The sequence below is a fragment of the Ruegeria sp. H6 genome, assembly GCF_056532975.1.
The window spans coordinates 44,046-56,258 of the sequence record NZ_JBQFOA010000004.1; the positions used below are offsets into that span (position 1 = coordinate 44,046).

A 12,213-nucleotide genomic window follows, 5' to 3' on the forward strand; every position below is an offset into this window, starting at 1 on the left:
ATTGTTTCGGGTTTAAGGAATGTTAAGGGGATAGATAAGAAATGACGAACATTCTGGTTCTTAACGGCCCGAACCTAAACCTTTTGGGCACGCGACAGCCCGACGTCTATGGGCGCACGACGCTCAAGATGATCGAGGATTTGTGCCTGGCGCATGGCCAGACATTGGGTCAAACAATCTCGCACCTTCAATCCAATCACGAAGGCGCCCTGATCGATGCCATTCATGCCGCGCGCGGCACGCAAGACGGGATCGTTCTGAACGCCGGTGCTTACACGCACACATCGATTGCCTTGATGGACGCGATTGCCTCTGCCGAGGTCCCGGTGGTCGAAGTTCACCTGTCCAACATTCACGCACGCGAACCGTTTCGGCACAAATCCTACATCGCCAATGTTGCGATCGGGCAGATCTGTGGCTTTGGCGCTCAGGGATATGTGATGGCGCTGGATGCGCTGGCCGCGCACCTTTCGGGTGGAGGTGCTGCATGAAGCTGAACGAATATCTCAATTTCCTCAGTTATACCACGACGCTGGAAGAGCTGTGGGATGCCCATTGCCGCCAGATGGCGCAATACGGTTTTGACCGACTGATGTACGGATATACCCGGTACCGGACAGAAACCTCGTTGGGCGATCCCGAGGATTTCATCATCCTGACCAATCACTGCAAGGAGTATCTGGACGGCTTCGTGCATTCGGGCCTGTATTTTCACGCACCGATGTTGAAATGGGCGCTGAACCACGAAGGTGCGGCAAGCTGGCGGATGATTCACGAACTGATGACATCGGGCACCATGACCGATGAAGAACGGCAGGTGTATGACTTCAACAAATCCCGCGGTGTCACGGTTGGATTTACCATCAGTTTCAACTCGGTGTCGGTTCGGTCCAAGGGTGCGATCTCGATGGCGGCGATCGCGAACAAAACACAAGATGAGATCGACGCGGTCTGGGACGAACACGGCGACGAAATTCTGCTGATGAACAACATGGCGCATCTCAAGATTTTGACGCTGCCCTACACCACACCGAACCGGGCGCTCACCAAGCGGCAGCGCGAGGCTTTGGAGTGGGTTGGCGATGGCAAGACGACACAGGACATTGCCCTGCTCATGGGCCTGACGGCGGCGACGGTCGAAAAGCACTTGCGCCTAGCACGCGAAGCACTGAGCGTTGAGACAACCGCGCAGGCGGTGTTGAAGGCATCCCTGCAGAACCAGATGTTTGTCATGGAAGCCTGAACAGCTTGAACTGACGCAAAAATGCGTCAGCTTACCCTAGGTAAGGAAATCATGACTTTCCGAATCTGTCGTTAAAGTTGCACATTGGTACTGTTCCGTGAGTGGTGGCTTTAGCCAGGGAACGTTTCGGTCGGATCTTTGCAATATCAGGGCTCTCCGATCACTCTGACCTCGGGCGCCTATTTGTCCGCGTCTCTGGGTCGGAATTTTTGAGGGGTCCTGTCCATCCCCATCATGCGGGACCCCTCAATCCACCTCCTCAATATCCAATTGGCCTCACGCGCCCTGAGCGCATGAAAAAACCCGACTGCAGGTCGCAGCCGGGTTCAAAATTGTGGCAACCCCTATCCGGGGCTGCGTCTATATTTTAGCCCTGAGCGGCCTTGGCCACTTCGGCGGCAAAGTCTTCTTTTTCGACTACGATGCCTTCGCCAACTTCCAGACGAACGAAACCGGTGATGGTTGCGCCGGCCTCTTTGGCGGCTGCTTCCACGGTCAGGTCAGGGTTCACAACGAAGGACTGGTTCAACAGGGTCGATTCGGCGACGAATTTCTTCATACGGCCAGCGATCATCTTTTCGATCACCTGCTCCGGCTTGCCGGATTCGCGGGCGATGTCCATCTGAACCTGCTTTTCTTTCTCGACAACCGCCGGATCCATGTCCGCCTCGGACAGGGCCGCCGGGTTCACGGCGGCGATGTGCATCGCAACCTGCTTGCCGATGGCTTCGTCGCCACCCGACAGAGCAACCAGAACGCCGATCTTGCCCATGCCGCCTGTCGCGGCATTGTGGACGTAAGACACAACAGTGTCGCCGGTCAGTTTGGACATCCGGCGCACCGACATGTTCTCGCCAATGGTGGCGATCTTGTCTGTCAGGGTGTCGGCAACGGATTTACCGCCCAGATCAGCCGCCAGCAAAGCGTCAAGGTCGTCCACGCCTTCAGCGGCGTAGGTGATCTTGCCAACCATTTCCTGGAAATCGGCGTTCTTCGCGACAAAGTCGGTTTCCGAGTTCACTTCGACAGCAACACCGCTGCCGCCCTTGACGTGAACGGCCACCAGGCCTTCTGCCGCGGTACGGCCCGATTTCTTGGCTGCCTTGGCCAGGCCTTTGGTGCGCAGCCAATCCACGGCTTCGTCCATGTTGCCGCCAGTTTCGGTCAGCGCCTTTTTTGCGTCCATCATGCCTGCGCCGGTCGAGTCGCGCAGTTCTTTCACCATTGCTGCTGTGATTGCCATCTTTTGGCTCTCCTCAATTCAAACGGAATTGGGGCAGGTCTACCCTGCCCCATATGTCATTTACGTGACGGGCAGCTTATGCTTCGGCAGGTGTTTCTGCTTCGGCTTCTGCAGGTGCTTCCTCGGCAACGGCTTCTTCAACCGGTGCTTCTTCGAATGCGCCCAGGTCAACGCCTGCTGCACCCATCTGAGCGGTCATACCGTCCAGCGCGGCACGTGCGGCCAGATCGCAGTACAGAGCGATGGCGCGGGCTGCGTCGTCGTTGCCGGGGATGATGTAATCCACACCATCGGGCGAGCAGTTGGTGTCAACCACGGCCACAACCGGAATACCCAGTTTGTTGGCTTCGGCAATCGCCAGCGCTTCTTTCTTGACGTCGATGACGAACAGCAGATCAGGAACGCCGCCCATTTCGCGGATACCGCCCAGCGACGCTTGCAGTTTGGCCTGGTCACGCTCCATGCCGAGACGCTCTTTCTTGGTCAGGCCTTCGGCGCCGGTTTCCATGGCTTCGTCGATCTGGTTCAGGCGGTTGATCGACTGGGAAACGGTTTTCCAGTTTGTCAGCGTGCCGCCCAGCCAGCGGTGGTTCATGAAGTACTGCGCCGACTTTTCAGCAGCTTCGGCGATCGGACCAGCGGCCTGGCGCTTGGTGCCAACGAACAGAACGCGGCCACCTTTTGCAACGGTGTCACGAACGGCCTGCAGCGCCTGATCCAGCATCGGAACGGTTTGAGTCAGGTCCATGATGTGGATACCATTGCGCGAGCCGTAGATGAACGGGCCCATGCGGGGGTTCCAACGCTGTGTCTGGTGACCAAAGTGAACGCCAGCTTCCAGCAGCTGACGCATGGTGAACTCGGGAAGAGCCATGCTGTATTTCCTTTTCCGGTTTACGCCTCGGCGGGGGTGAAAGAAGCGGATGCTCCAACCGGCGGGCCAGATAAGGATGTCTCCCCTACAAGGCCCAAACCCCGCCTGCGGGTTTGAATGGCGCGCGTATACGGCAGGATTGAAGGCAGCGCAAGGGCCAATCGCCCTTATTTTTCAAGCCGCGCCAGCGTATGTGCGTGTCGCACTGCCGCCTCACAATGGGCCGCCAGTGCCTTGCGGTCGGCAAAGTCGCTGACCCGCGCCGGAGTGTGGTAGATCAACTCGACCGAACCTTGCCTGCGGGCGCCCAGGCTTTTCAGCAGATGCGGTCCAAAATCCATGTCTCCCCACCAGCCATAAAACCTGTCTGGCTGACCGTGTGGCGCATGGAAGACGACCGTTACGGGTTGGACATACATGAAATCCCGCAACTCATCTGCGAAGAACGCCGCAAAGAGCGTTGATTTAAATGTCAAAACCCGCAATCCATCGGTCGAGGTGCCCTCGGGGAAAAACAGCAGTTTGTGCCCTGCCGAAAGTCGTTCTTCAAAAATCCGCGTCTGTTCCCGGGCTTTCTTGCGGTCGCGTTCGATGAATACGGTTCCCGTTGCACGGGCCAACCAACCAATTCCGGGCCATTTCGCAACCTCGGCCTTTGAGACGAAATAGACCCTTTTACGGGCGTTCAGCGCGAAAATGTCCAGCCATGAGGTGTGATTGGCGACAACCGCACCACGTTCCTTCATCAACGCACCCGTGGTTCTAAATCCCATGCCCAGAATGCGAAACGCGTTGCGGCACACGAATTGCGTGATGAAGGGGGTGACGGGTCTGCGCACCCCGCACAGTGGGCGCTCGACAAGGCGAACCGCCAGCAGAACAAGCAAACCACCAAATACAAGCAAGGCCAGCGGCACGCCGCGCAAGATCACTAGACACCAGCCCAGAATACCCAGCTCCACGGGGTCCGGTGCGTCGTCGCTTTGCCAGGAAGGATCGCTCACCGGGTCAGGCTCCACTGTAAATGCGGCGCTGCCTTTCGTTCATCCGCGCGGTATCGAGGATCAGGCACACGTCTGTGGTGTTAAAGGCGTGGTCGATAAAAGCCCCCTCGCCCACAAACCCGCCCAGACGCAGGTAAGCTTTGATCAGCGACGGAACCTGTACCATTGCTGCGCGCCGGTCCAGGTCTTCTGGCGCAACAAGATCCATGGATTGAAACACATCCGGCTGCGCCCGCACTCGCAATTCGGGCGGCGCCAGATGGTTGTGATGCAGCATCGACAGAGGCTGCGCCAGATCCTGCACATCAATGCCGTGAAAACTCGCGACGCCGAATAGCACTTCGATACCCCGCTCGGACACGTACTGCGCCAGCCCGTTCCACAAGTGGTACATGGCGGTGCCGCCGCGATAATCACGATGAAGACAAGACCGCCCCAATTCCAACAGCTTGCGACCGCTTTGTTTCAGGACACTCAGGTCATATTCATCTTCGGAATAGAACTGCCCCAATTCTGCTGCACGTTCGCCCGGTAACAGCCTGTAAACGCCCACAACTTCGCCTTTGGCATCGTCGCAAAGAATCATATGGTCGAAATAGGGATCGAACCGGTCCTGTTCCAACCGCGCGTCATGATCGACCATCTCGCCACCGCCGCCAAGCTCGGCCACGAAGACGTCATAACGCAGACGCTGGGCCGCTTTCAGCTCGGCCTCGGTCTCGGCAAGCTTGATTGTAAAGGAAGGGCCCGCATCCGGCATTGGTTGATCCGCTTTTCTTTTGCGCGCTGATACCGCAGTTCTTTGGGCGAAGGCAATAACTCCGCCTCTGGTCAAAGTTGTTAACCTTTCCTAAACCAGTTTCACGGATCAAAGACCGGCATCAGGGCTATGCGTGTCCCGTCGATTACCACTTTCCCCTGCTCGCGAAAGTTAACGGTGATCTTACCTGCGATGTTGGACTGTACCTGTCCGACACCCCAATCGGGGAAATCCGGATGGCGGACATACATGCCCGGTGCAAGAATTGCATTCAGATCTGTCATGCGGTGGCTCCGGTCCAGCGGCAGGTCTTACAGGAGGTACGCATGGGCGCATCAGACGTCAACCTGGCCGAATTGATCGGCTCTCGGATCTGTCACGATCTGATCAGCCCGGTCGGGGCGATCACCAACGGGTTGGAACTGCTTGAAATGGTCGGGTCCATGCAGGGCCCCGAGATGGAGCTGATATCGGGCAGCGTCAGCAGTGCCGCCGCCAAAATCCGGTTCTTCCGCGTGGCCTTTGGCGCGGCCAGTGCGCACCCGCTTGGTAAGGCAGAGGTAACCGGGCTGCTGGACGACATTGAGCGTGCCAGCCGCGTCAAGGTGCATTGGCATGTGACCGAGCCCGTTCCCCGCAACCAGGTCAAACTGGCATTTCTGGCTTTGCTCTGCTGTGAAAGCGCAATGCCCTTGGGTGGATCGGTCGAGATCCGGGTCCAAGGCGATGCGTGGACTGTAACCGGCACGGGTGACAAGCTGAGCGTTGATCCGGCCCTGTGGCAGGGATTGCCCAGCGGATCATTCGCCGAAAGCGTCAAACCATCCCAAGTTCAGTTTGCGCTGTTGCCCGAAACGGCCAAAGCCATGGGACACCGGATTGCTGTGGAAACCACAACCACCCGCATCGTGATCCGCTTTTAGCTTCGCGTCGTGCCGTTGCCGCGCACCAGGTATTTGAAACTGGTCAACTGAGCGGCCCCCACCGGGCCGCGCGCGTGCATTTTACCGGTGGCAATGCCGATCTCAGCGCCCATGCCAAACTCGCCGCCATCGGCAAACTGGGTCGAGGCGTTGTGCATCAAAATGGCGCTGTCCAACCGCTCAAAGAACCGCTCCGCCGCTGCCGGGTCTTCGGTCATGATGCAATCGGTATGGTTCGAGCCATACTTCCGGATATGCGCAATTGCACCGTCAATATCGGCGACAGGTTTGGCGGCGATGATGCTGTCCAGAAACTCTTTGCCCCAATCCTGAGTCGAGGCCGGCTGAGTACCTTCGATGGCGAGCGCCCCTTCGGCGTGCACCTCAACACCGGCGGCCAGCAGCGCCGCAATCACATCACGTCCCAGAGTTTCGGCAATATCCTGATGGATCAGTAAGCATTCTGCAGCCCCGCAGATCCCGGTGCGGCGGGTTTTGGCATTCAGCACAACAACCAGTGTTTTCTGGGGGTCCGCGGCCTTGTCGATATAGATATGAACAATGCCTTCGAGATGAGCAAAGACCGGCACGCGCGCCTCGCGCTGCACCAGCCCCACAAGGCCTTTGCCTCCGCGCGGAACGATCACGTCAACATAGTCGGTCATTGTCAGCAGTTCCTGAACCGCGGCGCGATCGCGTGTCGGGATAAGTTGTATCGCATCCTCGGGCAGATTGGCGGCCTTCAGCCCTTCGACAAGACAGGCGTGAATGGCGGTCGAGGAATGAAAGCTCTCGGACCCGCCGCGCAGGATCACAGCATTGCCGGATTTCAGGCACAACGCGCCCGCATCCGCAGTTACATTTGGGCGGCTTTCATAGATCACTCCGATCACACCCAAAGGCGTGCGCACGCGCTGAATGTTCAGACCCGTGGGCATGTCCCATTCGGCAATAACTTCGCCCACGGGATCGGCCTGATCGGCCACCGTGCGCAGACCGTCAACCATACCCTGAACGCGCGCTTCATCCAGCATCAGACGATCCATCATTGCCGGGCTCAGGCCTTTTTCACGGCCATAGTCCAGGTCTTTCCTGTTGGCCTCGATGATCTGGGCGCGGTTGGCCCACACGGCATCAGCCGCCGCAATCAGGGCGGCGTGTTTACGCTCGGCACTGGCATAAGCAAGATCCTGCGACGCAGCTTTGGCGCGCTTCCCAAGATCGGCCATCAGTGCGGGAATGGTATCAAAATCCTTCATCTCATCAGCCTCACAGGTGTCATACTATCAGTCTTACAGCGCCAGATCATCTCGGTGTATCAGGACCGCGCGGCCCGGATATCCCAGCGTTGCCTCGATCTCGGAGGATTTGCGCCCCTTGATGGCATCCGCTTCTTGCGCGGTATAGCGGCTTAGCCCTTGCGCCAGGCGCCGGGCTTTGGGGTCTAGCACGGCCACCGGGTCGCCCCGCCCGAAATCGCCGGTGACCTCGACAATGCCAGCGGGCAACAGGCTTTTGCCATTGGCCAACGCATCTGCGGCACCATTGTCCACAACGATCTCTCCGCGTGGTTTCATGGCCGAAATCCAACGCTTGCGTGCGGCGTGAGGGTCCAACGTTGCTGTAAACCAGGTGCAATTGGCACCGTTTACAAGCGATTTCAGTGGGTTGATCGTTGATCCTTCGGTGATCACCATGTCGCAACCCGCAGCGGTTGCCATTTTGGCCGCCATGAGTTTTGTCTTCATGCCGCCTTTGGACAGGCCCGAGCCGGCATCCCCGGCCATTGCTTCGATTTCGGGCGTGATACGTTCGATTACGTCATAACGCGAGGCCGAGGCATCTTCGACCGGATTGCCGGTGTAAAAGCCATCCACATCGGACAACAACACCAGCTGATCGGCGCCGACGGTTACCGCGATCTGGGCCGCGAGACGATCATTGTCTCCATATCGGATCTCATCGGTGGCGACTGTATCGTTTTCGTTGACAATAGGTACGACGCCCAGCCCCAGCAACGTCTCAAGTGTCGCGCGTGAATTCAGATATCGGCGGCGATCTTCGCTGTCTTCCAGCGTGACCAAAACCTGAGCTGTGGTGATCTGGTGCGGTGTCAGTGCCTCTTCATAGGCGCGCGCCAAGCGGATCTGGCCAACGGCGGCGGCAGCCTGAGATTGCTCCAGAGGCAGCGTGGTCATCGGCAGGCTCAGAACTTCGCGCCCCAACGCGATTGAGCCTGACGACACCAGAATGACATCTGTTCCCTGCCCTTTCAGCCATGCAACATCCTGCGCCAGAGACCGCAACCAATCCGCGCGCAACAGGCCGGTTTCCCGGTCCACCAGCAGCGCCGAGCCGATTTTGACCACCAATCGGCGGGCATCGGTCAGGGTTGCCAAGGCTGTGCCTCCTCAACGGGTTTTTCACGCAGGCGGCCTTCGTCGATTTGCGCACGTAGGGCGCGCAAAACCTCGGTCACGCCCAGATGCGCCACGCCGGACATGGTCATGACCGGGCCGCCGACAGCCTCTTCCAAAGCGGTCTTTGCCAGCGCGCATTCTTCATCGTCCAGGGCATCGACTTTGTTCAGAACGGTAATGCGCGGCTTGTCTGCCAGTTCACCGCCATAAGCCTCAAGCTCGGTAATAATTGTCTGGTAGTCTTCGGCGACGGTTTCCGAGGCGCCGTCGACAAGGTGCAGCAGCACCGCGCAGCGCTCCACATGGCCCAGAAATCGGTCACCGATCCCGCGCCCTTCATGGGCGCCCTCGATCAGACCGGGGATGTCGGCCACGACAAATTCCACGTTATCGACGCCGACAACGCCCAGATTGGGGTGCAGCGTTGTAAACGGATAATCGGCAATCTTGGGGCGCGCGTTTGAGGTCGCGGCCAGAAAGGTCGACTTTCCCGCATTGGGCAGGCCCAACAGGCCAACATCGGCAATCAGTTTGAGCCGCAGCCAGATGGTGCGATCAATCCCCGCCTGCCCCGGATTGGCGCGACGTGGGGCCTGGTTGGTGGCCGATTTGAAATGCAGGTTGCCGAAACCGCCGTTGCCACCCTTGGCCAGCAGGAACCTCTGCCCGACCTCGGTCAGATCGCAGATCACGGTTTCTTCGTCTTCATCCAGAATTTCGGTCCCGACTGGCACGCGCAGGATGATGTCGTCGCCATCCTTGCCGGTACGTTGCTGACCGCGCCCGGGCTGACCGTTCTTGGCAAAGAAGTGCTGCTGATACCGAAAGTCGATCAGGGTGTTCAGCCCATCCACAACTTCGGCCCAGACGGATCCGCCCTTGCCGCCGTCGCCACCATCGGGGCCGCCATATTCGATGTATTTTTCGCGCCGAAAGCTGACGCAGCCATTACCCCCGGCACCGGACCGGATGTAGACCTTTGCGAGATCGAGAAATTTCATGTGTGTCCCCTACTGCAAAGGCCCCACCGGCCACAAGTCAGAGTTTCTTGCTGTATGTCCAGGTGGGCACGTTTGCATCCCGCGCCACCGAATAGCTTTCGGCGTCACCCAGATATTCAAAGCCGCAATGCGTCAGGACCCGGGCCGAGGCCGGATTGTCCTGAAAAACGCTGGCGAACATGTTTGCATTGTTCAGCGGATTGGCCAGAACCAAAGCTTCGACCGCCAGCGACGCAACACCGGTGTTCCAGTAGATCGGAGCCACCCAATAGCCCACCTCGGATTGATTGCGATCCAGGCATTCCAGCGAGATCAGGCCGATCAGTTCCGGCCCGCCATCCTTGGTCGCATCCAGCGCCCAGACGTCCTCTGAGCGCTCATCAGACATCGAGCGCGTCACAAACGCCTCGACCGACCCGGGCGGCAAAGGATGCGGGATCGAGGTGGTCATGCGCGCCACGCGCTCATCGCCGGCATAATGTTCGATCAACCCCATATCCGACCGGCGCAACGGGCGCAGATCGAACCGCTCGGTTTCGATGACCGGCTGGTTTATTATTGTCTCAAGTTTCATGAGTGCGTTCCTCCTCCGAACAACACAAAAAGTACGGACGCAACAGTGAGACTCGCTAACGTCCACATCAGATATTTTTCCGCAGGCCGTCCTTCAACCGCATGGGCAATTCTATCGCCCGCAAAAGTCCAGATCGGGTGAAGAACCACCTGACAAATCAACAAACAAAGCGCGATCGTGACCGTAGCCTCAAAACTGGGCGTTCCTGTGGCGACAAAGCCGGTGAAGCCAGCAATGATCATGGCCCAAGCCTTGGGGTTCAGCGGGTGGACGATCAGACCGGCCCAAAACCCGGGGGCCTGTCCCTCTGCGGTACCGCGCGCCAGCCGCGTATTGGCAATCTTCCACGCCAGCCAGCAAATGTAAGCCGCCGACGCGTATTTGAGCGCCGAAAACACCAACGGTGCCTGTTCGGCCAATTGCAGCAAGCCGAACCCGACCGGCCAGATGATCAGCTGCTTGCCCAGGATGACGCCGCCCACAAAGGGCAGCGCCGCCTTGAAACCATAGCGCGCGCCTGTCCCCAGCAAGACCATGTTGGCCGGGCCTGGCGTGCCGACCTGAGAGGCCGCGAAGATCAGGAAACTGGTGGTTGCGACAGTCATTGTGCACCCTCCCAATCCGCGCGCGATAGTGTCATTTCCTGAATGATCACGTCTTCGTCAGTCGCGGCGACCTTTGCCTGGCGCTGACCGGTCGGTCGGAAACCGATTTTCGACAAGACGGCCTCTGAGCGTTCGTTTCCAAGGTGATACCCCGAGGCAACATCCGCGTCATGCGTGCGGAAATGCCTTTCGGTCATCGCTCGCGCCGCTTCGGTGACATAGCCCTGACCCCAGGACCCTTTTTCGATCCAGTACCCCAATTGATTGCCAAGGGAGATACAGCCGATCAGGGCGCCTTCCCGCGTGATAGCAAAGGCGTCCGAAGGACCGGCCATGTTGTCAATGAAATCCATGGCATGGTCGGTATCGTAGGGATATGGCACCACAGTTAACCACCGCACCACATCCAGATCGTTCAGGAGGTCAACAAGACGCACTGCATCCGTGCGCGCAAACCGGCGCAGGATTAAGCGTTCTGTTTTGATCACTTCGGTCATGAGACCGCTCCTGAAAACGAGAAAGGGGACCGGCACTTTCTGCCGGTCCCCCATGAATTTTTCTTAAACCTTCTGGGTTTCGGCTTACTCTGCGGCCTCCGCCACTGGCAGGACCGAAATAAAGGTGCGGTTTTTCAGTCCCTTGTGGAACTTTACGGCGCCATCGACAGTTGCAAAGATGGTGTGATCCTTGCCCATGCCTACGCCTTCGCCCGGCCAGAACTTGGTGCCACGCTGACGTACGATGATGTTGCCTGCGATGGCTGCTTGGCCACCATAGAGTTTCACGCCAAGGCGACGACCCGCTGAGTCGCGACCGTTACGGGAGGAACCGCCAGCTTTTTTATGTGCCATTCTCTCTCTCCTTAGCCTTTGGCCAGTTCTTTGGCCTGCTCAACCCATTCGGGCTTCACTTTGACGGTGTCGATAGCAGCAATCTGCTCGTCCGACAAGGCAGCCAGAGCGGCAAAGCTCTCGATACCTGCGTCGTTCAGCTTTTTGGCAGCGGCCGGGCCGACACCGTTCAGCTTGGTCAGATCGTCAGCAGCTGCCGCAGCGGCGGGTGCCTCTGCCTTGGCTTCCGCTTTCTTGGCGGCAGGCTTTTTCGCAGCAGGTGCCGCTTCGCCAACCGGAGCCGATCCGGTTGCAGCTTTGATGCCCGACTTGTCAGCGCCCGACGACAGGATGTCGGTTATCTTGACCAGAGTCAGCTTCTGACGGTGGCCAACGGTACGCTTCGAGCTGTGCTTACGACGGCGCTTGACGAACTTGATGACCTTGTCACCTTTGATCTGTTCGATCACTTCAGCCTGTACGCCCGCGCCTTCAACGAAAGGTGCACCAACAACCGGAGCGTCGCCGCCCAGCATCAGAACATCGTTGAATTGAACTGTTTCACCTGCGTCGGCAGCCAGTTTTTCAACACGGAGCACATCGCCCGCCTGAACCTTGTACTGCTTGCCGCCAGTCTTGAGGACCGCAAACATGCGTCTTTCCTTTTCCAAACCGCGTTCTGTGGTCCCCGGATGGGTGTTGCCGGCTTTCGCCACCTCGAACAGCGCGCCCTTTT

16 protein-coding genes are annotated in these 12,213 nt (G+C 58.5%); 3 read left to right on the forward strand and 13 right to left on the reverse strand.

The features are described 5' to 3' along the window. Positions 1–41 precede the first annotated feature (41 nt). A complete protein-coding gene (gene aroQ / locus ACR0AG_RS09750) occupies positions 42–491 on the forward strand; it encodes a type II 3-dehydroquinate dehydratase (protein WP_480838255.1) in 450 nt (149 codons plus the stop codon). Continuing rightward, positions 488–1,243: a LuxR family transcriptional regulator gene (locus tag ACR0AG_RS09755; protein WP_480838257.1), complete on the forward strand. Its 756-nt coding sequence runs from the start codon at positions 488–490 to the stop codon at positions 1,241–1,243. Before aroQ ends, ACR0AG_RS09755 begins: the two co-directional genes overlap by 4 nt. 367 nt (positions 1,244–1,610) lie before the next feature. On the opposite strand, the gene tsf is transcribed toward ACR0AG_RS09755, so the two are convergent. From tsf to ACR0AG_RS09780, 5 genes are all read right to left on the reverse strand, one after another. Continuing rightward, positions 1,611–2,486: a translation elongation factor Ts gene (gene tsf, locus ACR0AG_RS09760; RefSeq protein ID WP_480838259.1), complete on the reverse strand. Its 876-nt coding sequence runs from the start codon at positions 2,484–2,486 to the stop codon at positions 1,611–1,613. A 76-nt stretch (positions 2,487–2,562) separates the two neighbouring features. After that, entirely contained in the window at positions 2,563–3,360 is a 798-nt protein-coding gene (gene rpsB / locus ACR0AG_RS09765) for a 30S ribosomal protein S2 (RefSeq protein ID WP_480838261.1), read from the reverse strand. A gap of 167 nt (positions 3,361–3,527) precedes the next feature. Next, positions 3,528–4,364, reverse strand: a complete 837-nt coding sequence (gene olsA / locus ACR0AG_RS09770) for a lyso-ornithine lipid O-acyltransferase (protein ID WP_480838263.1) — start codon at positions 4,362–4,364, stop codon at positions 3,528–3,530. Between the two features lie 4 nt (positions 4,365–4,368). Beyond that, entirely contained in the window at positions 4,369–5,124 is a 756-nt protein-coding gene (gene olsB / locus ACR0AG_RS09775; RefSeq protein ID WP_480838265.1) for an L-ornithine N(alpha)-acyltransferase, read from the reverse strand. Between the two features lie 101 nt (positions 5,125–5,225). After that, complete coding sequence (locus ACR0AG_RS09780; RefSeq protein ID WP_008756567.1) at positions 5,226–5,408, reverse strand: DUF3553 domain-containing protein; 183 nt, start codon at positions 5,406–5,408, stop codon at positions 5,226–5,228. Positions 5,409–5,450: 42 nt separating this feature from the next. Between ACR0AG_RS09780 and ACR0AG_RS09785 the strand changes: the two genes are divergently transcribed. After that, positions 5,451–6,047, forward strand: a complete 597-nt coding sequence (locus tag ACR0AG_RS09785; protein WP_480838267.1) for a histidine phosphotransferase family protein — start codon at positions 5,451–5,453, stop codon at positions 6,045–6,047. Here ACR0AG_RS09785 and ACR0AG_RS09790 read toward each other — a convergent pair. The 8 genes from ACR0AG_RS09790 to ACR0AG_RS09825 all read right to left on the reverse strand — a co-directional run bounded on the left by ACR0AG_RS09790 (position 6,044) and on the right by ACR0AG_RS09825 (position 12,130). Next, complete coding sequence (locus ACR0AG_RS09790) at positions 6,044–7,306, reverse strand: glutamate-5-semialdehyde dehydrogenase (RefSeq protein ID WP_480838269.1); 1,263 nt, start codon at positions 7,304–7,306, stop codon at positions 6,044–6,046. The two genes, ACR0AG_RS09785 and ACR0AG_RS09790, sit on opposite strands and share 4 nt — an antisense overlap. Before the next feature lie 33 nt (positions 7,307–7,339). Then, a complete protein-coding gene (gene proB, locus ACR0AG_RS09795; protein WP_480838271.1) occupies positions 7,340–8,446 on the reverse strand; it encodes a glutamate 5-kinase in 1,107 nt (368 codons plus the stop codon). After that, positions 8,434–9,468, reverse strand: a complete 1,035-nt coding sequence (obgE, locus tag ACR0AG_RS09800) for a GTPase ObgE (RefSeq protein WP_480838273.1) — start codon at positions 9,466–9,468, stop codon at positions 8,434–8,436. Before obgE ends, proB begins: the two co-directional genes overlap by 13 nt. Before the next feature lie 37 nt (positions 9,469–9,505). Beyond that, on the reverse strand, positions 9,506–10,042 hold the full coding sequence (locus ACR0AG_RS09805; RefSeq protein ID WP_480838275.1) for a GNAT family N-acetyltransferase: 537 nt from the start codon (positions 10,040–10,042) through the stop codon (positions 9,506–9,508). After that, positions 10,039–10,647, reverse strand: coding sequence for a LysE family translocator (locus tag ACR0AG_RS09810; protein WP_480838277.1), 609 nt, complete (start codon positions 10,645–10,647; stop codon positions 10,039–10,041). Before ACR0AG_RS09810 ends, ACR0AG_RS09805 begins: the two co-directional genes overlap by 4 nt. Then, positions 10,644–11,144 (reverse strand): GNAT family N-acetyltransferase, encoded by a 501-nt coding sequence (locus ACR0AG_RS09815; protein ID WP_480838279.1) that lies wholly within the window; start codon positions 11,142–11,144, stop codon positions 10,644–10,646. Before ACR0AG_RS09815 ends, ACR0AG_RS09810 begins: the two co-directional genes overlap by 4 nt. Positions 11,145–11,228: 84 nt before the next feature. After that, complete coding sequence (gene rpmA / locus ACR0AG_RS09820) at positions 11,229–11,498, reverse strand: 50S ribosomal protein L27 (protein WP_010440093.1); 270 nt, start codon at positions 11,496–11,498, stop codon at positions 11,229–11,231. Positions 11,499–11,509: 11 nt separating this feature from the next. Beyond that, entirely contained in the window at positions 11,510–12,130 is a 621-nt protein-coding gene (locus ACR0AG_RS09825) for a 50S ribosomal protein L21 (RefSeq protein WP_480838281.1), read from the reverse strand. Between the last annotated feature and the right edge of the window lie 83 nt (positions 12,131–12,213).